The following is a 25,539-nucleotide window of genomic DNA, read 5'->3' on the forward strand; positions in this document are numbered from 1 at the left end:
TATCGGAGGAACCCATGGATCAGACGACCTACGACGAGCTCGACCTCGAGGCGAACCGGCTCGACGATGAAGGCGCGGTCGAGGACGACGAGATGCTCGAGGAGTTCGATCCCTTCGCGGACATGAGCGACGAGGAGCTCGATGCGATGGTCGACGCCGCTGAGGCCGCCTCGACGCTCGGGCTTGTCGCGGGCGATACGCCCGAGGGCTTCCGCAGCGGTTTCGTGGCGCTCGTCGGTCGCCCCAATGCCGGTAAGTCCACGCTGCTCAATGCCTGCATGGGCTCGAAGGTGGCCATCACGTCCCCGGTCGCGCAGACCACGCGCCGCCGTATGCGGGCGATCGTCGATCGCGACGGGTTCCAGCTCGTCTTCGTGGATACGCCCGGCATCCACAAGCCCAAAGACGGTTTGGGCTCCGAACTCAATCGCTCCGCGCTCGCCGAGCTTTCCGATGTCGACGTCGTCGCCTTCCTCATCGATGCGTCCGTTCCCATCGGCCGCGGCGACGAGTGGATTGCCGAGCGCGTGCGCGCCTCTCGTGCGACCAAGATTCTCGTGCTCACCAAGGCCGACAAGGTCGACCAGGCCAAGATGATGAGCCAGCTCGCGCGCGCCCGCGAACTCGTCGACTTCGATGACGAGATCGTCGTGTCGTCCACCGAGCACTTCAATGTCGAGCCGTTCATCGAGCTCGTCTCCGAGCATCTCCCCGCCGGTCCTCGCTGGTATCCCAAGGGGATGGATACCGACACCGACGACGCGACGCTCGTCGCCGAGTTCGTTCGCGAGAAGGTCCTGCTGCGAACCCGCGAGGAGGTGCCGCACTCGGTCGGCGTCGTCTGCGACGCCTTCGAGCGCTCCCGCAAGCTCGTCCGCGCCCACGCCACGGTGTATGTGGAGCGCGAGGGGCAGAAGGGCATCCTCGTCGGGCGTCGCGGCGAGATGATCAAGCACATCGGAACCGATGCCCGGCGCGACCTCGAGCGCCTGTTCGGGCGCAAGGTGTTTTTGGCGCTTGGCGTGCGCGTTCAGCGCGGATGGCGCGACGATGAGCGCGAGATCCGACGCATGGGTTACGCGTTCGAGGAGTAGAAGGCGAATCGCTGCGCGTCTGCCTGCATGGCGTTGGCGGGCGCGCGGTTGGATGTGGTGACTGTCCTGTGGCGGGTTCTCGGACATATCGCACGCGCGCGCTCGTGCTCGACAAGGTCAAGCTGAAGGAGGCCGACCTGATCTTGACCCTCCTGGCCGATTCCGGCCGGCAGATTCGCGCCGTCGCCAAGGGCGCGCGAAAGCCCGGCAGCCGGCTTGCGGCTCGCTGCGAGCTGTTCTGCACGACCGATCTTCTGCTTGCACACGGGCGCAACCTCGATATCGTCTCGCAAGCCGAGCTTTTAGAGGCCCCGCTCGGGTCGACGCCCACCTACGAGCGCATGAGCGCGGCGAGCGCGGTGGCCGATATCGCCCGCCTGTGCTGCTACGAGGATGCCGAGGATCCCTACATCTTCTCGATCACCCAGCGTGCGCTGCAGGTGGTCGGCGACGTTTCGACCGACGCCGTCCACCTGGATATCGTGGTCGCTGCCTACGTGTTCAAGGTGCTTTCGCATCTTGGCTACCGGCCCGACTTCTCCTCATGCGTGGCTTGCGGCGATGCCGCGGTCAGCTATTTCTCGGCGAGTGCCGGCGGGCTGCTATGCGGTTCGTGCGCCTCGAGCATACCGGGGGCCGAGCCGGTCGATGCGACCCAGGTGGAATGGCTGCGCGCATGCATTCACGCGCGGTTCGATGAGCTCGCCTCCTCGCCGATCGATGTGACGACTGCCTCGTATCTGCTCGCCTTGGCCCATCTGTGGGCGGTGACCCACCTTGACGCCCGCCTTCGGGCGCTCGAATTCATGCTCGGGCGGTAATCTCATATCGTCGTTCGCGGCGACGGTCTCTGCAGCCATGCCGGTGACGCATGGCATGATGATAAAGTTCTATCATTCCACTTGGATAAAGTGTCTATCATTTTGGGAGAGCCCACCGGGTGTCCTTACGGTGAAAGTTCCGTGTGTGCGCTGCGACCTGCACGCTTACGAAGCCGTTCCGTCCGTTTGGAGGTTCGTCGGCTCATTGCGCCTGTATGCGTGATAAAAGTTTATTGACACGTTCAGAGGGGAGTTTTTATGGCACGACTTCATGTCATGGAGCGCAGCCATGCCCAGGCCGTCATGGACGACCTGCATGATGCGCTCGGACGGCGCCTCGCCGCTCGTTCGCTTGCGCCCTGTCCGGTCGAGTTCACGGCGGCGCTGGTGAACATGTGCGCCACGCAGAGCTGCGGCAAGTGCACGCCCTGTCGCGTCGGTCTGAAGGCGCTCGCCGACCTCCTTGAGGAGGTTCTGGCGAACCGCGCGACGCTCGAGACGATCGATCTGATCGAGAAGACCGCGAACACGATCTACCTGTCGAGCGACTGCGCGATCGGCTACGAGGCCGGTTCGATGGCCCTCATGGCGGTGCGCGGTTTCCGCGATGACTTCGAGCACCACGTCCGCGAGCACGCCTGCGGCTTCGAGCAGAACGAGCGCGTCCCGTGCGTTGCGGGCTGCCCGGCCAACGTCGACATTCCGGGCTATATCTCGCTCGTCGAGGCGGGCCGCTACGCCGATGCGGTGCGTCTAATCCGCAAGGACAACCCGCTGCCGGTCGTGTGCGGCCGCGTGTGCGAGCATCCCTGCGAGATGCACTGCCGTCGCGGCATCGTCGACGACCCGTTGAACATCCTCGCGCTCAAGCGCTATGCGACCGACCATATGGAGCACGACTACCGTCCCAACATGGCCGAGCCGACCGGCAAGAAGGTCGCTGTCATCGGCGGCGGCCCCGCTGGCATCAGCTGCGCGTACTACCTGGCGCTCATGGGCCACAAGGTCAAGATCTTCGAGCAGCGCAAGCACCTCGGCGGCATGCTGCGCTACGGCATCCCGAGCTACCGTCTGCCGCGCGAGGACCTCGAGGCCGAGATCCAGTGGATCTTGGACTGCGGCATCGATGTCGAGCTCGAGTGCTCTATCGACGGCGCCGGCCTCGAGCAGCTTCGCCGCGATTACGACGCCGTCTATCTGGCCATCGGCGCCCACAGCGACAAGAAGCTCGGCCTTGAGGGCGAAGACGCTCAAGGCGTCGTCTCGGCCGTCCAGATGCTGCGCGCCATCGGCGATGGCGAGATGCCGGACTTTTCCGGCGAGCGCGTTGTGGTCATCGGTGGCGGAAACGTCGCCATGGATGTCGCGCGTTCCAGCGTGCGCCTGGGTGCCGAGAAGGTCATCATCGCGTACCGTCGTCGCATCTGCGACATGACCGCGCAGGACGCCGAGATCGCCGGTGCCGAGGCCGAGGGATGCCAGATCATGGAGCTCAACGCCCCGGTCCGCATCGAGACGACCGACGACGGCCGTGTTGCCGGCGTGGTGGTTCAGCCGCAGATCATCGGTGCGCCTCGCCGCGGTCGCCCCGCGCCGCGCGCCGCAGCTGCGCCCGAGCAGCTGATCGCCTGCGACCGCGTGATCGTCGCGATCGGCCAGGACATCGACTCGGCTACGTTCGAGAACATTGGCATCCCGTGCAAGTGGGGCCGCATCGTCACCGATACCGAGGGCGCGGTGGCCGGTTTTGACGGCGTGTACTCCGGCGGCGACTGCCAGACCGGTCCCGCGACCGTCATCCGCGCCATCAACGCCGGCAAGGTTGCGGCAGCCAACATCGACCGGCATCTTGGGTTCGACCACAACATCGAGCTCGACGTCGAGCTGCCGCCTGTTCAGTTCAAGGGCAAGCGTCTGTGCGGTCGCTGCGAGCTCAAGGAGCGCGACGCCGCCGAGCGCATCAGCGACTTCGAGATGGCGGAGATCGGCCTGACCGAGGAGGAGGCCCACCAGGAGGCCTCGCGCTGCCTGCGTTGCGATCACTTCGGCTTCGGCGCGTTCCGTGGGGGGAGGAACTTCCAGTGGTAAAGCTCATCATCGACGACCGCGAGGTCGAGGTTCCCGAGCACACGACGATTCTCGATGCCGCCGCGAGCGTGGGCATCAAGATCCCGACGCTGTGCTATCTGCGCGACCTGAACGAGGTCGGCGCCTGCCGCGTGTGCGTGGTCGAGATCGAGGGCATCGATCAGCTCGTCGCCGCGTGCAACAACTACGTGCTCGACGGCATGGTCGTGCGCACCAACAGCAACAAAGCGCGCATCGCCCGCAAGACCAACGTCGAGTTCCTGCTGTCGCAGCACGATTCCGAGTGCACGAGCTGCACCCGTTCGGGCAACTGCTCGCTGCAGTCGCTCGCCAACGATCTTGGCATTACCGACCTGCCGTTTTCCAAGCACCTCGAGGGTTTCAAGTCCGACCCCTCGTTCCCGCTCATCCGCAACAACGACAAGTGCATCAAGTGCCTGCGCTGCATCCAGATCTGCGAGAAGGTTCAGGGGACCGGCGTGTGGGATCTCACGAGCCGCGCGAGCCATACGGTCGTGAACGTCGCCGGCGGCAAGAAGCTCTCCGAGACCGATTGCGCTCTGTGCGGCCAGTGCATCACGCACTGCCCGACCGGCGCCCTGCGCGCCCGTGACGACACCGAGCGCGTCTTCGACGCCCTGGCCGATCCGGACAAGATCTGCCTCGTGCAGATCGCGCCCGCCGTCCGTACCTCGTGGAGCGAGTCGCTCGGCCTGCCCCGTGAGGAGGCGACCGTCGAGCGCCTTGCCACCGCGCTGCGCATGATGGGCTTCGACTACGTGTTCGACACGAACTTCTCCGCCGACCTCACCATTATGGAGGAGGGCTCGGAGCTGCTCGAGCGCATCAAGAAGGCCGGTGAGCCCGGCGGCGAGAACATCAAGTTCCCGATGTTCACGTCGTGCTGCCCGGGTTGGATCCGCTACGTCAAGTCGCACTATCCCGACATGCTCGACCAGGTGTCCACGTCCAAGTCACCGCAGCAGATGTTCGGCGCCGTGGCCAAGACCTACTACGCCGATGCGCTGGGCGTCGATCCCTCCAAGATCTTCTGCGTGTCGATCATGCCCTGCGTCGCCAAGAAGTCCGAGGCTGCGCTGCCCACCATGGTGGGGGAGAACGGCGACCCGGATGTCGATGACGTGCTCACCGTACGCGAGGTCGACCGCATGGTGCGCGCCTCGCATATAGATGCGACCACGATCGAGGAGCAAAAGCTCGACCAGCCGCTCGGCTTCGGTACCGGCGCTGCCGTGATCTTCGGTGCCACCGGCGGCGTCATGGATGCCGCCCTGCGTTCCGCGTACTATCTCGCCACCGGCGAGAACCCCGATCCCGATGCGTTCTCGGGAGTGCGCGGCCTGGACGGCTGGAAGGAGAAGACCTTCGATCTGGCCGGAACGCCCTTGCGCGTCGCGGTGGCGCACGGTCTGGGCAACGCCCATCGGCTCATCGAGGCGCTGCGCGCCGGCGAGGTCTCCTATGACTTCGTCGAGATCATGGCGTGCCCCGGCGGCTGCGTGGGCGGCGGCGGCCAGCCGATCCACGACGGCTGCGAGCTTGCAGGCGAGCGCGGCGACGTGCTGTGGGGGCTCGATGCGGCCTCCGAGGTCCGCTTCAGCCACGAGAATCCGAGCGTGAAACTCGTTTACGACGACTATCTCGAGCATCCGCTCTCCGAGCGCGCCGAGGAGCTGCTCCACACCGACCACACCGCCTGGTCCATGCCCCGTTAGCGACAAGTTGGTGCTAGGTACAATCTTGTCGCCTCCCGTGAGTTCAGCCGCGGCCGGCCGTCTGCCGGTCGCGGCTTTTTCTGCCGCAGAAGGTTTGCGCCGCTTTGTTGTGGGTAGCAGTCCGGTAGGGAAGTGCTTCTGGTGTTTGAGGAACCATGGGCGAGTTCATGCAGCGCTGGCATGTATTGGGAGAGGCTCCTCGTATCGCAATTCTCAAGTGCATCAAATTCGAATTGATCGTGAGCGCGATCATGGCGATCGCTGCGGCAGGGTGGTACGGGTACGCGGTCTTTGTGCTCGGCGATGAAGATATCTCCGGTTGGTTTCGCGCGCTCGGGCTCGCGAGCCTGCTCATCATCGTGGCCATCATCGTCACCGTCTGCGCGTACGTGCTGATCTATCGGGCGCACCGCGCCGTCAAGCAACGGCTGTTCTCGCTCTAGGCTTCTGGATACCCGAACGAGCAAACCTGGACGGCAAAGGAGGGCTGGCTGCTTGGCCTTGCGCTTCTGGGCGGAACAGCGCTGATCCTCAATGTGCTATTCGGCATCTACTATATCCTCGTGGGCGAATGGAGCTCGGCGATAGGGACGTATATCTGGGCGGTTCTCGGCATCGTGCTGCCGCCCATCGCCGCTCGCCGTTTCATCCCGCTGGAACAATAGCGACAAGTTGGTGCCAGGTGCAATCTTGTCGGGTGCAATCTTGTCGCCTCTTGGCGGATCGTCGCTGATTTGCGCTTACGGGTTTGTCTCAGTTACGCGCCTGCAACTGAGACAAACCCGTCGCCTAAACAATCCGTACAAACCCGCTCTCCAATACGGTCTCTTGTTACAAAATCGCGTCCATAACGCTCGGACGTGCTAGAGTGTCCGGGTGGCTTTCCGAACGGAGGCCGCTTGTTTTGGGAGAGGGAGAACCCGTATGGAACAGTTTTTCAAGATCGGTGAGCGCGGCTCCTCGGTGGCAACCGAGCTGCGCGCGGGACTCACCACGTTTCTGGCCATGGCCTACATCATCGTGGTCAACCCGCTCATCTTGGAGGCGGGCGGCGTGCCCATCAACGCTGCCGTCACGGCGACCTGCGTGGGCGCCGGCATCATGACCATCATGATGGGCCTGTTCGCCAATCGCCCGCTCGCGTGCGCCTCCGGCATGGGCATCAACTCCATTGTCGCCTATACGCTCTGCGGTGCGATGGGCCTTGGCTGGCAGACCGCCATGGCCGTCGTGTTCATCGAGGGTATCGCGATTCTGCTGCTCGTGCTGTGCGGCCTGCGCGAGGCCATCATGGAGGCCATCCCGGTGTCGCTGCGTCGCGGCATCTCGATCGGCCTCGGCCTGTTCATCGCCATGATCGGCCTCAAGGACGGCGGCATCATCCTGGCCAACGCCGACACGCTCGTGTCGCTCGGCAGCGTGACGGACCCGACGTTTCTGGTCGGCGCCATCTCCATCGTGGCGACCGTCGTGCTCTACTCCATGAAGGTCAAGGGCGCGCTGCTGTGGGGCATCCTCATCGCTGCGGTGTGCGGCATTCCTCTGGGCGTCACCCAGGCGCCTTCCGGCATCGTCGCGCCGCTCGACTTCTCGACGGCCGGCGCTCCGTTCATGAACGATTCCGACGGTGTGATGGGCCTTGTCAAGGCAATCACCACCCCGACGATCCTGCTGTTCGCGTTCTCGCTCATGATGAGCGACTTCTTCGACACCATGGGCACCGCCATGGCTGTGGCCAAGCAGGGCGAGTTTTTGACCGAGGACGGTAGGGTCGAGGACATCAAGCCGATCCTCATCGTCGACTCCGTCGCCGCTGCGGTGGGCGGCCTTTTGGGCGCTTCGTCCGTCACGACGTTCGTCGAGTCCGCTTCGGGCGCAGCCGATGGCGGTCGCACTGGCTTGACCTCGGTCTTCACCGGCATCCTGTTCATCCTGGCCGCGTTCCTGTCGCCGCTCATCTCCTGCATCAGCTCGGCGGCGACCTGCGGTGCGCTCGTGTTCGTCGGCTTCCTCATGATGGGCGACGTCGCCATGGTCAACTGGGACGACGTGCTCGAGGGCTTCCCGACGTTCATGATCATCGCCGGCATTCCGTTCACCTATTCGATCTCCAACGGCATCGGCCTCGGTTTCATTACCTACATCCTCGTGGCCGTGGTGACGCGCCGCGCCATGTACGTGCGCCCGCTCATGTGGGTCGCTGGCGCCGCGTTTTTGCTGTACTTCCTGCTGCTCTAATCGCAGACAGCGCAGCGCTTCGGTGAGATATGCCGCGGCCGGGGTCCGTCCCCGGCCGCGGCTTTGCCGTTTGCTGGCGCTCTGTTGTGCCCACGGGTTTGTCTCAGTTATGAGTCGGTAACTGAGGCAAACCCGTGGGCACAATGGCCGGTCGCATCTCACCCGGTCCGTCACGTGCGCGCCGCTGCCGCCTCGGGTCCCCGCAGGCGGCGTATCGTGCAGTTCTCGTGAACGCACGCGGCTGTGGTACCATATGCAGATGTTGGTTACCCGCACTTAGAGGCTCGCTGCACCGGCGGCTTCCCAGTGTTGGGCGTATTCAAGAGAAAGGTGTACACCATGACCGTCTCCAAGGAGCGCAAGGCCGAGCTCACCGCGCAGTTCGGCAACAGCCCCGTCGACACCGGCAACCCCAAGGTTCAGGTTGCCATCCTCACCGAGCGCATCCGCGAGCTCACCGAGCACATGAAGTCCCACCAGAAGGACTTCCACACCCGCCGCGGTCTGCTCATGCTGGTCGGTCGCCGTCGTCGTCTTCTGTCCTACATCAAGAAGAACGACATCTTCGAGTACCGTGCGCTCATCAAGGAACTCGGCATCCGCGACAACATCCAGTAACACGTTGTGCATGCAGGAGCCCCCGCGGGGGCTCCTTTTCATGTAAGGGGCCGCAACCGCGACCTCTACGCCGCCTGCGGGATGTCCCGCAGACACTATTCGAGGCCCGCACGCAACGGGGCGTGCGGAGATGAAGGAGAAAAATGACTCTCGTATCTAAGACTTTCGAGCTGTACGGCAAGACCTACACGCTGGAGAGCGGCGAGCTTGCCAAGCAGGCGACCGGCGCCACCCTGGTCAAGCAGGGCGACACCACCGCGCTCGTGACCGTCGTCGTGTCCAAAGAGCGCAAGAACTACGACTTCTTCCCGCTGACCGTCGACTTCAACGAGAAGATGTACGCCGCTGGCCGCATTCCGGGCGGCTACCTCAAGCGCGAAGGCCGTCCCTCCGAGAAGGCGACGCTCACCGCGCGCATGATCGACCGTCCCATCCGCCCGAGCTTCCCCGACGGCTTCCGCAACGAGGTCCAGATCGTCGCGACCTCGCTCGTGGCCGACCAGAAGAACCCCATCGACGTCATCTGCACGATGGGCGCCTCGCTTGCCCTTACGGTGGGCGGCGTGCCGTTCGAGGGTCCGCTTGCCTGCGTGCGCATCGGTCGCAACAAGGAGACGGGCGAGTTCATCGTCAACCCCACCTATGAGGAGCGCGAGAACTCCGACCTCGACCTCGAGCTAGCCGGTACCCGCGACTTCATCTCGATGGTCGAGGCGGGCGCCGAAGAGGTCACCGAGGACGACATGCTCGCCGCCATGCAGTTCGGCCAGGAGGCCATCGGCGCCTTCTGCGACGCGCAGCTTGCCTTCATCGAGGAGTGGGAGCGCGTCAACGGTCCCATCCAGCCGAAGGAGTATGTGCTCGATCAGCCCGTCCCCGAGGTCGAGGAGCGCATCTTCGCCCATTACGACGAGATGTACGCCGCCCTGTCCGACGCCGACAAGCTTTCCCGCATCGCGCACGTCGAAGAGCTCAAGGAGCGCATCCGCGCCGAGTTCACCGAGGAGGAACAGCTCACGTGGGAGCGCGAGATCCCGGTCAACCTCAAGAAGCTCGAGAAGAAGGCAATGCGCACCATGGTCGTCGAGACCGGTGAGCGCGTGGACGGCCGTGCGGCCGACGAGATCCGCCCCATCATGGTCAAGGATTCCTACCTGCCGCTCGTTCACGGCTCCGGCCTGTTCCAGCGCGGCCAGACCCAGGTGCTCTCCGTTCTCTCGCTCGGCATGCTGAGCGAGGGCCAGCGCCTCGACACCATCGAGCCGGTCGAGGGCAAGCGCTACATGCACCAGTACAACTTCCCGCCGTTCTGCACGGGCGAGACCGGCCGCATCGGCGCTCCCAAGCGCCGCGAGATCGGCCATGGCAACCTCGCCGAGCGCGCCCTTCTGCCGGTGCTGCCCGACGAGACGGAGTTCCCGTATGCTATCCGCGTCGTCTCCGAGGTCATGGAGTCCAACGGCTCCTCGTCCATGGCGTCCACCTGCGCGAGCTGCCTGGCCCTCATGGACGGCGGCGTGCCGCTGAAGCGCCCCGTGTCCGGCATCGCCATGGGTCTCATCCAGGAGGAGGGCAAGACCGTCGTCCTCTCCGACATCCAGGGCATCGAGGACTTCCTCGGCGACATGGACTTCAAGGTGACCGGCACCGAGCGCGGCATCACGGCCCTTCAGATGGACAACAAGGCCACCGGCCTCACGTTCGACATCTTGAAGACCGCCCTCGAGCAGGCCAAGGCCGGCCGTGCCTTCATCCTAGGCAAGATGCTCGACGTCATTCCCGGCCCGCGCGAGCAGCTCCGCTCCAGCGCGCCGCGCATCGAGACCGTCACGGTGCCCGTCGCGAAGATCCGCGACATCATCGGCAAGGGCGGCGACACCATCCGCAGCATCCAGGACGAGACGGGTGCCACGATCAACGTCGAGCAGGACGGCACCGTCGTCGTGGGCGGTGTGGGCGAGGCGGCCGACATGGCCATCGCCCGCATCAAGGAGATCATCCGCGAGCCCGAGGTGGGCGAGGTCTTCGACGGCCGCGTCGTCACGGTCGAGAAGTTCGGCGCGTTCGTGCGCCTCTTCGGCGACAAGGACGGCCTGCTGCACATCTCCCGCGTTGCCGAGGGTCGCGTGGAGCGCGTCGAGGACGTGCTCAACGTGGGCGATGAGGTGAAGGTCAAGGTCATCGAGGTCGACGAGAAGGGCAAGGTCTCGCTCGATCGCATCGACAAGCCGAAGGCTCCCGAGGGCTCCGGCTCCGAGGGCGGCTTCAAGGGCAATCGCGAGCGCCGCGAGCGCGGTGACCGTCCGGGTCGTCCGCGTCGCGAGCACGGCGACCGTCCCCGTCGCACGCCCGGCGACAACGGCGGCCGCGCGCCCCGTCGCCATCACGAGGGCTAACGAAACGCGATAGAACGCGCACAGGGTCCCGGGATCATACCCGGGACCTTTTTTGTATATCGGGCGTTCCGCTGTTCGTGTGGGGACGGCTGCTGCTGCGAAAATCGTTAGGCTCTTGTTGGTACAATGCAATATCCATGTGTTTCGCCCATGGCATCTGCCATGCGGAATTACCAGAACGGTTCGGCGGCACGACCGCCGTTGCATTGATCGCGATCAATAGAAAGGACGTAGCTCGCTTTATGGCTCAAACAACTAAGAAGAAGTCGGCGCCGCTCAAGATCATTCCCCTGGGCGGTCTGGACGGCATCGGTAAGAACATGACCGTGTTCGAGTGCGGCGAGGACATGGTACTCGTCGACGCGGGCCTCATGTTCCCCGATGACTCGCAGCCCGGTATCGACCTCGTGCTTCCGGACTACACCTATGTCCTCGAGAACGAGGAGAAGCTGCGCGGCATCGTCGTCACCCACGGTCACGAGGACCATACCGGTGCTTTGCCCTACCTGCTGCAGGACCTGAATAACAAGGTTCCTATCTTCTCGAGCAAGCTGACCCTCGGGTTCATCGAGGGCAAGCTCGCCGAGTTCCGCATCCGTGCACCCAAGTTCCGTGAGGTCGCCGGCGGCAGCCACGTCAATCTGGGCTGCATCTCCATCGATTTCTTCTCCATGACGCACTCGATTCCCGGCGCCCTGGGCGTGTTCATCCGCACCCCGCAGGGCAACGTCATGCATACGGGCGACTTCAAGCTCGACCAGACGCCCATCGACGGCGTGACGCCCGACTACGCGTCGATCAGCCGCTTTGCCAAGCAGGGGATCGACCTGCTCATGTCCGACTCCACCAACGCCACGGTGCCCGGTTTCACGAAGTCCGAGGCCGAGGTCGGCCCGTCGCTGTACGCTGCCATCAAGGACGCTCCGGGTCGCGTGTTCGTCGCCAGCTTCTCGAGCCATATCCACCGTCTGCAGCAGATCTGCGATGCGGCGCGCCGCTGCGGCCGTAAGATCGTCGTGACCGGCCGTTCGATGCTCACCAACACGCGCGTCGCCCGCGAACTCGGGTATCTGGATATCCCCGAAGAGGACATCATCGACGCCTACGAGATCAACAACCTGCCCGAGGACAAGATCGTCGTCATGTGCACCGGCAGCCAGGGCGAGCCCCTCTCGGCGCTCTCCCGCATGGCGAACGGCGAGCACAAGACGCTTTCCATGCACGACGGCGATACGGTCATCATCTCCGCTACGCCGATTCCCGGAAACGAGAAGGGCGTCCAGCAGGTCATCAACAGCCTTGCCAAGATCGGCTGCGACGTCTACGACAAGAATCGCACGCTCGTCCATGTCTCCGGCCACGGAAGCCAGGAGGAGCTCAAGCTGATGCTCGCCATGACGCGCCCCGCATACTTCATGCCCGTGCATGGCGAGGCGGTGCATCTGCGCGCGCATGCGCGCCTGGCGCGCAAGGTGGGCATTCCCGCCGATCACATCTTCATCCTCGATAACGGCGAGGCCCTTGAAATGCGCGGCGGCGAGGTGCGCCTCGGCGAGCCGGTCGAGTCCGGTGTGGTGTATGTCGACGGCCTGCGCATCGGCGATACCGACCCCATCGTGCTGCGCGATCGCCAGAAGCTCGCCAACGACGGCATGGTGACCGCGGTCGCCATCGTCTCGCTCAAGCGCAAGCGCATCGACGCCATCGAGTTCTCCGGTCGCGGCGTCTCGTTCACCATCGACGACGAGTTTACTTCCGACGCGTCCGCGTCCATCATGAAGATGATCGAGAAGGGCTCCTTCAACTTCACGAGCAGCGGCACCGACGCGCTGCGCAAGGCGGTGCGCGATTCGCTGTCCAACTTCATCTGGAACCGTACCCGCACGCGCCCGATGATCATCCCGGTCGTCATGGAGGTCTAGCGTGGCGGCTTCGGGGAACAAGAAGACATCGAAGAAGGGCGGCGCGAGCAAGCGCGCCGGCGGCGCCGCGGTGTCGCCGCGCGAGCTGCGCGCCAACAAGGCTGCCGAGAAAGAGCAGCCCTTGGAGCCCTTGATGGATGCCGGGTCGGGTCGTGATATCGCCGGGGTGCTGCTTGCCGTCTTCGCGGTGGCTTCCTTCATCTCGGTCATCTCGCCCACGTCCGCCCCGGTCGCTGCCGCTGTTGCCGGCTTCTACCATCTGGGGTTCGGTTTGGGCGCCTATGTCGTTCCTCTGTGCATCCTCGGTGTCGCGGCTTTGCTGTTCGTCCGCGGCGGAGAGCCCGTCTCGCTGCGCACGGCAGCCGGGGCCGGCCTCATCTTCGTTGCGATCATCTCCATGCTCTCCCTGTCGGTGCCCTATACCGAGCTGTCGAGTGCGGCTATGTTCGAGCCGGAAAACCTGTCGGCATCCGGTGGGTATGTCGGCGCCTTCATCGCCAGCGCTCTGCAGGGTGCTCTGGGCAAGACCATCTCTTACGTCATCCTGGTCGGCGTTATCGTGCTCGGCCTCGTGATCATCGGGTTTTCGGTGAGCGATGTCGTACGGGGCGTCGCCGCTCGCGCGGAGTCGCTTGCCCAGCGCCGTCGCGTCGATGTCAACGAGCGCCCTTGGGGCGATGCGGCCCCTGGCGCCGATTCCGCACGTGCCCCCCGCGCTGCAGCGCACCCCGCCGCTCCCGCCCAGGCATCGCTGTTTGACGAGGAGGGGACGGCGCGCACCACCTATCTGGGGAGCCGTGTGTCGAGCGTGGCGGATGCGGCCCCCGATACCGGCGAGGACCCCTTCGTCGACGTGTCGGATCAGCTTGCCGCCGAGCATGCGAAGACCACCCTCATTCCGGTGAAGGAGCGCTTTGCGGGCGATCTGACCGAGGTCGATGCGATTCCCGCGTCTGACACGGCGGCCGCGACGCCTGCGCGCGGGCTCGATGCCATCCATAAGGCGGCGGCCGACACGTTTTCCGCTTCATCTGCGCTCGAGCCGCTCGATGCGCTTCCTTGGGATGAGCCGGATTCCGGCCAGTCGTCTGGCGGCGCTCATGACGCGGCCCCGTCGTCTGCCGTTCCTGCCGCTGCCGCCGCAGCCGTCGCCGAGCCCCCGGTGCCCGATTTCCTGAAGAAGGCGGCTCAGGGTGCAGCTGGGGTAGCGGCTGCTCCGGCGACCGCGCAAAAGCCTGCCGCCAAGAAGAAAGCTTCGTCTTCGCGCACGCCCGTGCAGCCCGTCTCGCCGGCCGCCGACGCTGACGACGGGGAGCGCAAGCTGCCGCCCGCATCCATGCTCCGCCATAGCCCCGCCTCGGCTTCCGGCAAAAGCTCCGAGAAGGAGCTTGAGCAGACCGCGTCCGCCCTGCAGGCGACGCTGCAGGAGTTCGGCCTGCACTCGCGTGTCGTCGGATGGATCTCCGGTCCCACGGTCACCACGTTCAAGGTGCAGCCGGGCGAGGGCGAGCGCGTGAGCCGCATCTCCAATCTTGAGGACGACATCGCGCTTTCGCTCGCCACCGATTCGGTGCGCATCTTCGCCCCCATTCCCGGCACCTCCCTGGTCGGTATCGAGATTCCCAACCGCACGCGTCAGACCGTCGCGTTCGGCGATATCCTGCCCTACGTCAAGGGCGGCCCGCTCGAGTTCGCGCTCGGTCGGGATGCCGAAGGCCAGCCCATGGTCGCCGACCTTGCCAAGATGCCGCATCTGCTCATCGCGGGCACGACGGGTTCCGGCAAGTCGGTGGTCATCAGCTCCATCCTCATGAGCCTCCTCATGCGCACGTTCCCCGAGGATGTGCGCCTGATCATGATCGACCCCAAGCGTGTCGAGTTCGCTCCCTACGACGGCTTGCCCCACCTGTACGTCCCGGTCGTGACCGAGCCTAAGCAGGCGGCGAGCGCCCTGCAGTGGGCGGTCTCCGAGATGGAGCGTCGCCTGAAGGTGTTCGAGCGCATCGGCGTCCGCAAGATCTCGACGTTCAACGAGAAACAGGCCGCGGGCGACTTCGAGAAGTACGACAACCCGCCCGCGAAGATGCCCTATCTGGTCATCGTGATCGATGAGCTCTCCGACCTCATGATGGTCGCCGGCAAGGACGTCGAGGCGTCCATCGTGCGCATCGCGCAGCTCGGTCGTGCCGCGGGTATCCATATGATCGTGGCGACGCAGCGCCCGAGTTCCAACGTTGTCACCGGTCTCATCAAGGCGAATATCACCAACCGCATCGGCCTCACCGTCGCCACGGGCATCGACAGCCGCGTCATCCTCGACCAGACGGGCGCCGAGAAGCTTATCGGTCAGGGAGACATGCTCTTCAGCCGCGTCGACTGGGGCAAGCCCAAGCGCATCCAGGGCTGCTACGTCTCGGACGAGGAGATCTTCTCGGTCGTCGAGTTCGTCAAAGAGCAAAGCCCCGCAGACTACCACGAGGAGATTCTCTCGGCGGTTGCTCCCGCTTCCATGGCGGGCGGTTCCGCCTCCTCCCACGACGGGGGAGATGACGACCCGCTGCTCTGGGAGGCCGCGCGCATCGTGGTCGAGACGCAGCTCGGTTCTACCTCCGGTTTGCAGCGCCGCCTTAAGGTCGGCTATGCGCGCGCCGGTCGTATCATGGATATGCTTGAGGAAAAGGGCGTTGTCGGACCCCCTGACGGCTCCAAGCCGCGCGAGGTTCTCCTCGATGAGGAAGGACTTTCCGAGCTCGAAGCCGTCGAGGCCCGCATGGCCCAAGAAGATGAGTTTGGAGGGTTCTGATGTCCAGTCGCTTCGGCGAGATGCTGCTCAATCGACGTCGTGAGTTGGGCATGTCGATCCAGCAGGTCGCCAACGTCATCAAAATAAGACCCCAGATCATTGAGTTCTTCGAGACCGGGAATTTCGCCTCGATGCCGCCGCGCGGCTACGCGCAGGGCATGATCGCGAGCTACGCCCGCTACCTCGGTCTGAATCCCCGTGAGGTCGTGAACGCCTACTTCGATGAGCTCTATATGTTCGAGCGGGGCGGAAGCTCCGCCGGCAGCCGGTTCACCGAGGGCGCGACCGACCCCGTGCCCCGCAGCGTCAGCACGAGCGGCCGCTACCTGATGGTGGATCCCACGCCTCCGAGCTCTCGCTACGCCCAGCGTCCTCCGCAGGCGGGCTATGTGTCCGATATGACGTCGGGTCACGTTCCCATGCGCGTCGCCGGCAACGAGCGCCGCGTGGCGAGCCTCGCTTCGACGGGAGAGGGCAGGCCGCGCAACGTGAGGACCGCCTCCGGGCGGACGCACCCGGGCGAGCGCGCGGGCGCCGGCCCGATCGATATGGAGGTCACGGCCCGTATGCGCCGCTCCGACCTGCGTGATGCGGCCCGTTCCGGCCGTGGCCCCCGTTCGCGCTCCGGTACTTCGCGCGACGGCTATCCGCAGCGCTCCCGCTCCCGCGGCTCCTCGCGTCCGCGTTCCGGTGCCGCCAGCGGCCTTCCCATGGACCCGCGCGTCATGATCGGCGGGCTCGCCATCATCTTGATCCTGCTTGCGCTCGTCATCTTCTTGCTCGTGCGAAGCTGCAGCGCCCCTGCCGAGACGACTCCTGCCGGCTCGGCTCCGGTGACCCAGGCGCAGCCCGCCACCGATACCGCCACCGATGCGGATGAACCCTCCGATAGCGCGACCGACGGAACGGATGGGGAGACCGACGATGCGGCAGATGCCGATTCGGAGGCGGACGCCGATGCCTCCGACGGCGACGATAAGGCTGCCGACGCCAAGCCCGCAGAGCCCGTCGAGACCAAGGTGACCGTTTCGCTCGATGAGGGCGCCTCCTCGTGGCTCGAGGTCAAGGTTGACGGCACCATCGTGCTCTCCGAGCAGGTTGCCGGCCCCTATGAGGTCGAGTACACCCCGACGAGCTCCGTCGAGATCACCGTCGACCATCCCGCCGATGTCCATGTGACCAAAAACGGCGACAGCGTCGATTGGGACACGAAGACCTCCGGCGTGGGCAAGGTCACCCTCACCGTTCCCAAGACCGTCGACGAAGGCGCTGAGGGCTCCGACGGCGCCGACGCCGAGCGGACCGATTCGGATTCCTCTTCCGATACGACCGATGAGTCCGCACGATAGCGCGGACACAAGTTTCTTGAAAGGATGATCGCCATGGCGAAGGATTCCAGTTTCGACGTCGTCTCCCAGGTGGACATGCAGGAGATCGACAACGCGTACCAGCAGTGCTCCCGTGAGATCGCGCAGCGCTACGATCTCAAGGACTCGGGCGCCCGCATCGAGCTTTCGAAGGGAGAGGGCACCTTTACCGTCAACGCGCCTGCCGATTTCGTCTCGAAGCAGGTTATCGACGTGCTGAACTCCAAGCTGATCAAGCGCGGCATCGATCTGAAGGCCGTCAAGTGGGATGCTCCCCAGGCGGCATCCGGCGGCTCGATTCGCGTCGTCGGCCACATCGTGGAAGGTATCGACCAGGCGACCGCCAAGCGAATCAACAAGGACGTCAAGGATACGAAGATCAAGGTGAAGGTGACCATCGAGGCCGATAAGCTTCGCGTGTCGTCCCCGTCCAAAGATGCGTTGCAGCAGGTCATCCAGTTCCTGCGTGACCAGGATTACGGCCAGCCCCTCCAGTTCGTCAACTACCGCTAACGCATGCGTCCGGCATAAGAAAGGTACGCTTGAATCCATGGAATCATCGACGTCTTCGATTCTCTACATAACACTTGGGTGCGCGAAAAACGAGGTCGACACCGATCGCATGCGCTCGTTGCTCTCAGCCGCCGGGTACGGCGAGACCGATGACACCGCCGAGGCCGATCTGGTGATCGTCAACACGTGCTCCTTCCTGGCATCCGCCACGTCCGAGAGCATCGAGACGACCTTGGCGCTCGCCGAGGAGGTCCATGACGGCGTCCGCAGCGTGCCGATCGTCATGTGCGGCTGCGTTCCGTCGCGCTACGGCGCGGATCTCCCGCCTGAGCTGCCCGAGGTGGCGGCATTCGTGCGCACCGATGAGGAGGACGGCATCGTCGGTGTCGTCGACGGCGTCCTCGGTATCGCGCGCACGGTCCCCGCGCACATTCCCGCCGTCAAGCGCACGGTCGAAGGCGCGGTCGCCTACATCAAGATTTCGGACGGCTGCGACCGCTTCTGCAGCTTCTGCGCCATTCCCTATATCCGAGGCCGCTATCGCTCGCGCTCGGCCGCTTCCATCCTCTCCGAGGTTCACGATCTTGTTGCCGGAGGCGTCCGCGAGTTGGTCCTGATCGGGCAGGATACCGGTATCTGGGGCAACGACTTCGACGAGACGGTCGAGGGGCCCCGCACGCTGGCGCAGCTGCTCGAGGCGGTCGCCGCCGCCGTACGCCCGCAGAAGGTGTGGATTCGCGTCCTGTACCTGCAGCCCGAGGGCATGACCGACGAGCTCGTCGCCGCCATCCGCGACACGCCCGAGGTGCTGCCCTATATCGACATCCCCGTCCAGCACTGCAGTGGCCGCGTGCTGCGCGCGATGAATCGCACGGGGTCCGAGCCCGAGCTCGAGGAGCTGTTCGCGCGCCTGCGCACCGAGATTCCCGGCATGGTGATCCGTACGACCTATCTTGTCGCCTTCCCCGGGGAGACCGACGAGGAGTTTGAGTCGATGCTGTCGTTCATGGACCGCGTCGGCTTCGACTACACGAGCGTCTTCGCGTTCTCGCCTGAGGACGGGACGCGTGCGGCGAAGATGGACGGGCAGATCGATGACGACGAGAAGCTCGAGCGCACCCAGGCCGCCGTCGACCTCGCCGAGGCCCTTGGGTTCGCCGCCACCGCGGCGCACGTGGGCGAGGTCGCCGAGGTGATCGTGGACGGCATCGAGCAGACCGAGGACGGTCCCGAGCTCATCGGCCACGCGTGGTTCCAGGCGCCCGACAGCGACGGCGCGGTGCATCTGGACGCATCCGAGGCGAGCGTCGGCGATATTCTCACAGTCGAGTTCACCGATAGCTTCTGCTATGAGCTCATCGGTCACGTAGTGGAAGGATGAGGAATCTCATGAGCGGTCACGATAGATCCGGCGCGGGCAGCAGTTCTGCTATCTGGACACCCGCCAATGTCGTCACGTGCGTGAGGATCCTGTTCATTCCGGTGTTCATGGTCATCTGCGACCTTTCCTACCATAACGATTTCGGTCAGGCCAGCGCGGCGCTCGCGTTCGTCGCATTTGGGCTCTATGTCGTGCTGAGCCTTACCGACAAGGTCGACGGCTACCTCGCCCGTTCACGTCACGAGATCACCGATTTCGGAAAGTTTCTCGATCCCATTGCGGACAAGTTGCTGGTCTTCTCGGCATTGCTGCTGCTTATGGATATGGGATACGTCAACCTGTGGTTCGTCTTCATCATCCTTGTCCGCGAGTTTCTGGTCAGCGCGATGCGCATGGTTGCCAGCGCCGCCGGCGTCGTCATCGCCGCCGATGGCTTGGGCAAGGTGAAGACCGCCGTCACCATGGTGGCCATCTGCAGCTATCTGTTCACGTTCGCCTTTTCGGCGCTCACCGCTTCGGCCGGCGTGAGCCCGGTCTCGATCGTGTTGCTCATGATATCGAATGCGCTGATGGTCGTCGCGGTGGTGCTGACTGTCGTCTCCGGCATCCAGTATCTCTGGAAAAGCCGCGACGTCATCTTCTCTTAGGGGCTATATGGTCGACGATGCTTTGCACAGCGCCCTTCGGGACAGCGCGGCCCGGCTCGTGGAGGCGTGCTCTTCGCGCCAGCTGACCGTTTCTACGGCGGAATCCTGCACGGCCGGCATGGTTGCCTCCGCGATTGCGGGCATACCGGGCGCATCGAGCGTCCTGCGCGGCGGAGCGGTCACTTACGTCAATGAGGTCAAGCATGCGGTGCTCGGCGTGTCCGAGCGCTCCCTCGAGTGCTACACGGAGGTCTCCTCCCAGGTCGCCGAGGAGATGGCCGACGGTTCCCGTCGCGTCTTTTCGTCCGATATCGCGGTCAGCCTGACTGGGTATGCCGGCCCAGGGGGCGGAACCGAGATTAATCCGGTGGGCACCGTGTACATCGGGTGCTCCGATGCGTTCCGCACGTCGTCCGAGCGATGCATGTTCGCCGGCGACCGCGATGCCGTTCGTGCTCAGGCGGCGCTGAGGGCCCTCCAGCTGTGTTGCGAGCGGGCGGAAGCGATGGGGAATCGATAGAGTTTCGCGTGCCCTCCGTGTACGCCCTCATGCGATCGCGCGCTCGCTCGCTTGTCGTGTCGACGTTGCGCTCCCATGTTTACCTGCGCGGCTGTCGAGAATGTCGTCTTGTCGGACATCGTTTCGGGCAGATTGGTATGCACCGTGAAAGGTATCTGTCGGAAACCGTTCGTCACGTGTCAAAGACGCCATCGTAGGATAGCGATGACGAGCTTGACTGCGAACAGCTGTTCGACTATAGTCAAGACGGCAATGACACCAAGGAGGAAATCGCATGGCTAAGAGCTCAACCCCCGCGAAGCAGGTTCACGAGCGCACGTATGGCGCCGAGCGCGACAAGATGGTCGAGGTCACCAAGGCCGAGATCGAGAAGAAATTCGGCACCGGTTCCATCATGCGCTATGGCGATGGCGGTCCCGAGCTCGAAGTCGAGGCGATCCCCACGGGAGCGCTCTCCCTCGACGCCGCATTGGGCATCGGGGGCGTTCCCCGCGGTCGCATCATCGAGATCTACGGCCCCGAGTCCTCGGGTAAGACCACCCTTTCGCTTGAGATCCTCGCCGAGGCGCAGGCCGAAGGGGGAGTGGTGGCGTTCATCGACGCTGAGCACGCCCTGGATCCCGGCTATGCCGCTCGCATCGGAGTCGATATCGACGAGGTGCTGATCTCCCAGCCTGACACCGGTGAGCAGGCACTTGAGATCTGCGACATGCTCGTCCGCTCGGGCGCCATCGACGTGGTCGTCATCGACTCCGTCGCCGCCCTCGTGCCTCGCGCCGAGATCGAAGGCGAGATCGGAGACTCCTCGGTCGGTCTTCAGGCGCGCCTCATGAGCCAGGCTCTTCGCAAGCTTGCCGGCTCGCTCGCAAAGTCCCGCACCACCTGCATCTTCATCAACCAGCTTCGCGAGAAGATCGGAGTCATGTTCGGCAACCCCGAGACGACGACCGGTGGCCGCGCCCTGAAGTTCTTCTCGTCCGTGCGCATCGACATTCGACGCGTTGACAGCATCAAGGCCGGCAACGAGATCGTCGGCAGTCGCGTGCGCTGTAAAGTCGTCAAGAACAAGGTCGCTGCGCCCTTCAGGACCGCCGAGTTCGACATCATGTACGGCACCGGCATCTCCAAGGAGGGCTCTATCCTCGACATGGGTGTCGACTACGAGATCGTCAAGAAGTCCGGCGCCTGGTATACGTACGGCTCGGAGCGCCTGGGCCAGGGACGCGAGGCCGCCAAGGAGTTCCTGCGCAAGAACCCCGAGCTCTCCGATGAGATCGAGCACAAGGTGCGCGTTGCGTGCGGTTTGGATTTCGATGATGAGTCGACCGGTGAGGCTGTCGAGGCGGCCGAGGTAGCCGAGACTGCGCTCAAGGCCGAGTAGCCTTCATGGATGCTAATTCGCAGCTTTCGTCCTCGCAGGTTGACGCGATCGATATCAGCGTGGCGCTGCCTGACGCCGAGGCGCGGGCGCGCGCTGCCCGGCGAGGGCGAAAGCCGCTCGCCGAGGTCTCCGTTTCGCTTTCGAACGGAGGTGTCAGCGATATCGTCGTGCCGGTTCGTGTCGGGCGTCTGCTCGACGAGGGCTCTTTAGCGCTTCCGATGCCGGTGGACGATGCGTTTGACGCCATACACGACCTTGAGCTTCGAGTCTGCTTCTCGCTGCTGACCGAGATGCTCTCGCGCCGCGATTACGCGTGCGCTGAGATGCGCGGCAAGCTTTCCGCATACGGATTTCGCGATATCGAGATCGACGAGGCGCTCCGGCTGGCTCGGGAGCGCCGGTATCTTGATGACGCCAGGTTCTCCAAATACTTCATCGACGAACGGCTGCGCCGTGGATGGGGGAGGGTGAAGATCGAGGCCGAGCTTCGTCGGCGCGGTGTGAATCTCGATGACATCCCCGGTTATCCCGATGAGTTCTTTGATGAGCAGGGCGATCTTGCACGCGCCCTCGACGCGCTGTCCCGCAAGTCGGTGCCCGCTTCGCGCCCCCGCGAGAAGCTCGTGCGGTTTCTGGTATCGCGAGGATATTCGTTCGCTGTGGCCAATGAAGCCGTCCGCTCGCATCTCAACGATATCGAAGTGATTTGATTGCGTCCACGTCAACCGTCGAGTCTTGATGGTTTCGGCGTTTTGCCTGTTTGGCCCGTTTGACATCGTGCTTATGTAAACGTAGGATGAATACGTCATTTGTTATGTGATATGCGCTCATCGTTGATGAGATTGATATTGAGAACATTCATTTCATACTGGGTGACCATTCCCTAGCAAATGTCTGATGTCGTCCGTACGCGGGCGGCGTCCTTATTGTTGCTTGAACGTACTGAAGGAGAAACCGAGCATGGAAATCGTAATCGGTATCATCGGTCTCGTTATCGGGGCTCTCGGTGCCGTGTTCGCCATGCGCAGCGCCAAGAGCGGAAGTCTCAAAGAGGCCGATTCGAAGATCGAGTCGGCTCATGCTGAGGCAGAGCGCCTGATTGGCGACGCGAAGCGAGCGGCAGAGACCCTGAAGAAGGAAGCCCTGATCGAGGCCAAAGAGGAAATCATCCAAAACAAGCAGGCCGCCGAGGCCGAGGAGAAGCAGCGCAAGCGCGAGCTGCGCACGCTCGAGAACCGCGTCATGCAGCGCGAGGAGTCTCTCGACCGCCGCAATGATGCGCTCGACAAGCGCGAGCACCAGCTGTCCAGCCAGCAGGGCCAGATCGAGAAGCGCAGCCGTGAGCTTGACGAGCTCGTCGCCAAGCAGACCTCTGAGCTTGAGCGCATCTCCGAGCTCACGCGCGACGACGCACACAAGGAGCTTCTCGATAAGGTCCGTGGCGAGGTGACCCATGAGGCTGCTGCGATCATCCGCGATTCCGAGCAGCAGGTCCGCGCCGAGTGCCATAAGACCGCGCAGGAGATCATCTCCCTTGCCATTCAGCGTTGCGCTGCCGACCACACCGCCGAGGTGACGGTCACCTCCGTCCATATCCCGTCCGATGACCTGAAGGGCCGCATTATCGGCCGCGAGGGCCGTAATATCCGTACCTTCGAGCAGGTTTCCGGCGTCAACCTCGTTATCGACGATACGCCCGAGACCGTCGTGCTCTCGAGCTTCGATCCTGTTCGTCGCGAGACCGCCCGTGTGGCCCTCGAGAACCTGATCGCCGACGGCCGCATCCATCCCGCGCGCATCGAGGAGATGTATCGCAAGGCTTCCGACCTCGTTTCCCAGCGTGTGCGCGAGGCGGGCGAGCAGGCCGCGTTCGATACGGGCATCCATGACCTTCATCCCGAGCTCGTCAAGACGCTCGGTGCCCTGCGCTACCGTACGTCGTTCGGTCAGAACGTCCTGCAGCATTCCATCGAGGTCTCCGAGCTCTGCGGCATCATGGCCTCCGAGCTCGGCGTGGACGTTCGCGTGGCCAAGCGCGCCGGCCTGCTCCATGACCTTGGCAAGGCAATCGACCACGAGGTCGAGGGTCCTCATGCGGTGATCGGTGCCGACCTTGCCCGTCGGTACGGCGAGAAGCCCGCGATCGTTCACGCGATCGAGGCGCATCATGCCGACGTCGATCCCAATTCCGTGCTTGCGGTCCTGGTCCAGGCTGCCGACGCCATCTCCGCCTCCCGTCCGGGCGCTCGTCGCGAGTCTGCCGAGAACTACATCAAGCGTCTCGAGAAGCTCGAGGAGATCGCCAATTCTCATGACGGCGTCGAGCGCACGTATGCCATGCAGGCCGGCCGCGAGGTCCACGTCATGGTCCAGCCCGATAAGATCTCCGATGCTCAGGCCACCGTGCTCGCGCATGATATCGCCCACCAGATCGAGGACGAGATGGAGTACCCCGGTCAGGTTCGTGTCGTCGTCATCCGCGAGAGCCGCGCGGTCGATATCGCGAAGTAGGCACCATGTCTGACGCCAGCGGGCTCATCTCCTTTATCGCCTCGATGTCCGGTGAAGGCAATCTTCGCGTCGAGGAGAACCTGGGCGACGGGTTCGTGCGCCTGCGCGTATCCGAGGCGGAGCGCCGTCAGGCAAAACATGACATTCAGCACGTCGAGGATATCGTCATCGAGATGCTGCGCAATGCTCGCGATGCGGGCGCCACGCGCATCTATCTTGCAACGCAGAAGGAGGAGGGTGTTCGCACCCTCCTTTTTCTCGATAACGGAAGCGGTATTCCCGCCGACATGCATGAACGTATTTTCGATGCGCGCGTCACCTCGAAGCTCGAGTCGATGAAGATGGATCGCTGGGGCGTTCACGGACGCGGCATGGCGCTGTTCTCCATCCGTCAGAACGCTGATGAGGCATCGGTTGTCTGCTCGGAACCTGGCAAGGGTTCATCCATTCGGGTCGTTGTCGACACCGCCCGCTTGAATGAGCGCGCCGACCAGTCCACCTGGCCGGTTGCCGAGAAGGATGACGCCGGGCAGCTCGTCTGCTCGCGCGGTCCCCACAACATGATTCGTGCCGCCTGCGAGTTCGCCTGCAGCGAGCTGCATGGATGCGACGTCTATATGGGTTCGCCGACCGAGATCGCAGCGACGCTCTTTGCCCATGCGACGCGCGATGTCGATACGTCGACGCTGCTGTTCTTGAACGACGCCGCCGACCTTCCCATCATCGAACGCCTTGGCAGCGCCGCCGACGCCTCCGATTTCATCGCGATCGCCGCTTCGCTCGGTCTTTCCATCTCTGAGCGCACCGCACATCGCATTCTCAACGGTTCGATCAAGCCTCAGCGGAGTGTCGCCTCTCGTCTGCTGCGTGAGCGGTCCGCCGGGCAGCGCTCTAAGCCCGCCGACATCGATCTTGAGCGCGATCGCCGAGGTCTTAAAATGGCACGTGAGGATATCGAGCGGTTCTCCCGTGCCGTCGAACGCGATTTCGCCGATCTCGCCCAGCGGTATTACCTCTCGTTGGCGGGCGATCCGCGCGTTCGTGTGACCCGCGACAAGATCACGGTCACGTTTGATATCGGCAAGGAGGAATAATCCTTGCCCAGCTGCTCCCAATAGGATACATTTACTGTACATATGCAAAAACATGGCTCATATGCAGGAGAAACGAAGCATGGAATTCCTGAAGGTATCGAGTAAATCCTCCCCGGCCTCTGTGGCCGGTGCTATCGCCGGCATGGTGAAGGACGGCGTGCCGGTCAATCTGCAGTGCGTGGGCGCCGGCGCGGTCAACCAGGCCATCAAGGCCATCGCCATCGCGCGCGGTTTCTTGATTCCCACCGGCTTCGATATCTCCTGCGCGCCTGTCTTTTCGGATATCCTCATCAACGGTGAGTCCAGGACCGCAATTCGTCTCGCCATCTATGTCCATAGTCTTTCTTCGCATGCGGGCGGGGCGTTTGATTTCGACCGCATGGATGACAGCCTTCGAGTCGGGTAGGGT

20 protein-coding genes are annotated in these 25,539 nt (G+C 63.9%); all 20 read left to right on the forward strand.

Features of this window, described 5'->3' with window-relative positions; translation table 11 throughout:
* Window positions 1-14: 14 nt before the first annotated feature.
* The 20 genes from era (at window position 15) to QUW00_RS02665 (ending at window position 25,536) form a co-directional block, all read left to right on the forward strand.
* Window positions 15-1,094, forward strand: coding sequence for a GTPase Era (gene era / locus QUW00_RS02570; RefSeq protein ID WP_436232151.1), 1,080 nt, complete (start codon window positions 15-17; stop codon window positions 1,092-1,094).
* 68 nt (window positions 1,095-1,162) lie between these two features.
* The gene (gene recO, locus QUW00_RS02575) at window positions 1,163-1,915 is read left to right on the forward strand and encodes a DNA repair protein RecO (RefSeq protein ID WP_289612831.1); all 753 of its coding nucleotides are present in this window, start codon (window positions 1,163-1,165) and stop codon (window positions 1,913-1,915) included.
* Window positions 1,916-2,173: 258 nt separating this feature from the next.
* The gene (locus QUW00_RS02580) at window positions 2,174-4,003 is read left to right on the forward strand and encodes an NAD(P)-binding protein (protein WP_289612832.1); all 1,830 of its coding nucleotides are present in this window, start codon (window positions 2,174-2,176) and stop codon (window positions 4,001-4,003) included.
* On the forward strand, window positions 3,997-5,739 hold the full coding sequence (locus QUW00_RS02585) for a [FeFe] hydrogenase, group A (protein ID WP_289612833.1): 1,743 nt from the start codon (window positions 3,997-3,999) through the stop codon (window positions 5,737-5,739). The genes QUW00_RS02580 and QUW00_RS02585 overlap by 7 nt, the downstream gene beginning before the upstream one ends.
* A 155-nt stretch (window positions 5,740-5,894) precedes the next feature.
* A complete protein-coding gene (locus QUW00_RS02590; RefSeq protein WP_289612834.1) occupies window positions 5,895-6,182 on the forward strand; it encodes a hypothetical protein in 288 nt (95 codons plus the stop codon).
* A 481-nt stretch (window positions 6,183-6,663) separates the two neighbouring features.
* Entirely contained in the window at window positions 6,664-7,977 is a 1,314-nt protein-coding gene (locus tag QUW00_RS02595; RefSeq protein ID WP_289612835.1) for an NCS2 family permease, read from the forward strand.
* A gap of 339 nt (window positions 7,978-8,316) precedes the next feature.
* Window positions 8,317-8,595 carry a 30S ribosomal protein S15 gene (gene rpsO, locus QUW00_RS02600; RefSeq protein ID WP_235421277.1) on the forward strand — a complete coding sequence of 93 codons (279 nt, stop codon included), beginning with the start codon at window positions 8,317-8,319 and terminating at the stop codon, window positions 8,593-8,595.
* A gap of 143 nt (window positions 8,596-8,738) precedes the next feature.
* Window positions 8,739-10,991, forward strand: coding sequence for a polyribonucleotide nucleotidyltransferase (locus QUW00_RS02605; protein WP_289612836.1), 2,253 nt, complete (start codon window positions 8,739-8,741; stop codon window positions 10,989-10,991).
* Window positions 10,992-11,233: 242 nt separating this feature from the next.
* A complete protein-coding gene (locus QUW00_RS02610; RefSeq protein ID WP_289612837.1) occupies window positions 11,234-12,913 on the forward strand; it encodes a ribonuclease J in 1,680 nt (559 codons plus the stop codon).
* A 1-nt stretch (window position 12,914) separates the two neighbouring features.
* Window positions 12,915-15,716 carry an FtsK/SpoIIIE family DNA translocase gene (locus QUW00_RS02615; protein WP_289612838.1) on the forward strand — a complete coding sequence of 934 codons (2,802 nt, stop codon included), beginning with the start codon at window positions 12,915-12,917 and terminating at the stop codon, window positions 15,714-15,716.
* Complete coding sequence (locus tag QUW00_RS02620) at window positions 15,716-17,065, forward strand: helix-turn-helix domain-containing protein (RefSeq protein WP_289612839.1); 1,350 nt, start codon at window positions 15,716-15,718, stop codon at window positions 17,063-17,065. Before QUW00_RS02615 ends, QUW00_RS02620 begins: the two co-directional genes overlap by 1 nt.
* Before the next feature lie 33 nt (window positions 17,066-17,098).
* Window positions 17,099-17,596: a YajQ family cyclic di-GMP-binding protein gene (locus tag QUW00_RS02625; protein ID WP_289612840.1), complete on the forward strand. Its 498-nt coding sequence runs from the start codon at window positions 17,099-17,101 to the stop codon at window positions 17,594-17,596.
* Window positions 17,597-17,633: 37 nt separating this feature from the next.
* Window positions 17,634-18,977 carry a 30S ribosomal protein S12 methylthiotransferase RimO gene (gene rimO / locus QUW00_RS02630; protein ID WP_289612841.1) on the forward strand — a complete coding sequence of 448 codons (1,344 nt, stop codon included), beginning with the start codon at window positions 17,634-17,636 and terminating at the stop codon, window positions 18,975-18,977.
* 8 nt (window positions 18,978-18,985) lie between these two features.
* Window positions 18,986-19,624, forward strand: a complete 639-nt coding sequence (gene pgsA, locus QUW00_RS02635) for a CDP-diacylglycerol--glycerol-3-phosphate 3-phosphatidyltransferase (protein ID WP_289612842.1) — start codon at window positions 18,986-18,988, stop codon at window positions 19,622-19,624.
* 7 nt (window positions 19,625-19,631) lie between these two features.
* Complete coding sequence (locus tag QUW00_RS02640) at window positions 19,632-20,144, forward strand: CinA family protein (RefSeq protein ID WP_289612843.1); 513 nt, start codon at window positions 19,632-19,634, stop codon at window positions 20,142-20,144.
* 274 nt (window positions 20,145-20,418) lie between these two features.
* The gene (recA, locus tag QUW00_RS02645) at window positions 20,419-21,525 is read left to right on the forward strand and encodes a recombinase RecA (protein ID WP_289612844.1); all 1,107 of its coding nucleotides are present in this window, start codon (window positions 20,419-20,421) and stop codon (window positions 21,523-21,525) included.
* A gap of 5 nt (window positions 21,526-21,530) precedes the next feature.
* Entirely contained in the window at window positions 21,531-22,235 is a 705-nt protein-coding gene (locus QUW00_RS02650) for a regulatory protein RecX (protein WP_289612845.1), read from the forward strand.
* Window positions 22,236-22,485: 250 nt separating this feature from the next.
* Window positions 22,486-24,036 (forward strand): ribonuclease Y, encoded by a 1,551-nt coding sequence (gene rny / locus QUW00_RS02655; RefSeq protein ID WP_289612846.1) that lies wholly within the window; start codon window positions 22,486-22,488, stop codon window positions 24,034-24,036.
* A 5-nt stretch (window positions 24,037-24,041) separates the two neighbouring features.
* Complete coding sequence (locus QUW00_RS02660; RefSeq protein WP_289612847.1) at window positions 24,042-25,130, forward strand: ATP-binding protein; 1,089 nt, start codon at window positions 24,042-24,044, stop codon at window positions 25,128-25,130.
* A 79-nt stretch (window positions 25,131-25,209) separates the two neighbouring features.
* Window positions 25,210-25,536 (forward strand): stage V sporulation protein S, encoded by a 327-nt coding sequence (locus QUW00_RS02665; protein WP_289612848.1) that lies wholly within the window; start codon window positions 25,210-25,212, stop codon window positions 25,534-25,536.
* The last annotated feature ends 3 nt before the right edge of the window (window positions 25,537-25,539 follow it).

Source organism: Collinsella tanakaei, assembly GCF_030373545.1.
Taxonomy (GTDB): domain Bacteria; phylum Actinomycetota; class Coriobacteriia; order Coriobacteriales; family Coriobacteriaceae; genus Collinsella; species Collinsella tanakaei_C.

Bases quoted from the DNA above. Each gene is read 5' to 3' on its own strand.
- QUW00_RS02650 (WP_289612845.1), top strand. From the start codon at position 21,531: ATGGATGCTAATTCGCAGCTTTCGTCCTCGCAGGTTGACGCGATCGAT.
- QUW00_RS02590 (WP_289612834.1), top strand. From the start codon at position 5,895: ATGGGCGAGTTCATGCAGCGCTGGCATGTATTGGGAGAGGCTCCTCGT.
- pgsA (WP_289612842.1), top strand. From the start codon at position 18,986: ATGAGCGGTCACGATAGATCCGGCGCGGGCAGCAGTTCTGCTATCTGG.
- QUW00_RS02605 (WP_289612836.1), top strand. From the start codon at position 8,739: ATGACTCTCGTATCTAAGACTTTCGAGCTGTACGGCAAGACCTACACG.
- QUW00_RS02665 (WP_289612848.1), top strand. From the start codon at position 25,210: ATGGAATTCCTGAAGGTATCGAGTAAATCCTCCCCGGCCTCTGTGGCC.
- era (WP_436232151.1), top strand. From the start codon at position 15: ATGGATCAGACGACCTACGACGAGCTCGACCTCGAGGCGAACCGGCTC.
- QUW00_RS02660 (WP_289612847.1), top strand. From the start codon at position 24,042: ATGTCTGACGCCAGCGGGCTCATCTCCTTTATCGCCTCGATGTCCGGT.
- QUW00_RS02620 (WP_289612839.1), top strand. From the start codon at position 15,716: ATGTCCAGTCGCTTCGGCGAGATGCTGCTCAATCGACGTCGTGAGTTG.
- QUW00_RS02595 (WP_289612835.1), top strand. From the start codon at position 6,664: ATGGAACAGTTTTTCAAGATCGGTGAGCGCGGCTCCTCGGTGGCAACC.
- QUW00_RS02610 (WP_289612837.1), top strand. From the start codon at position 11,234: ATGGCTCAAACAACTAAGAAGAAGTCGGCGCCGCTCAAGATCATTCCC.
- QUW00_RS02580 (WP_289612832.1), top strand. From the start codon at position 2,174: ATGGCACGACTTCATGTCATGGAGCGCAGCCATGCCCAGGCCGTCATG.
- QUW00_RS02640 (WP_289612843.1), top strand. From the start codon at position 19,632: ATGGTCGACGATGCTTTGCACAGCGCCCTTCGGGACAGCGCGGCCCGG.
- recA (WP_289612844.1), top strand. From the start codon at position 20,419: ATGGCTAAGAGCTCAACCCCCGCGAAGCAGGTTCACGAGCGCACGTAT.
- rpsO (WP_235421277.1), top strand. From the start codon at position 8,317: ATGACCGTCTCCAAGGAGCGCAAGGCCGAGCTCACCGCGCAGTTCGGC.
- rimO (WP_289612841.1), top strand. From the start codon at position 17,634: ATGGAATCATCGACGTCTTCGATTCTCTACATAACACTTGGGTGCGCG.
- QUW00_RS02625 (WP_289612840.1), top strand. From the start codon at position 17,099: ATGGCGAAGGATTCCAGTTTCGACGTCGTCTCCCAGGTGGACATGCAG.
- rny (WP_289612846.1), top strand. From the start codon at position 22,486: ATGGAAATCGTAATCGGTATCATCGGTCTCGTTATCGGGGCTCTCGGT.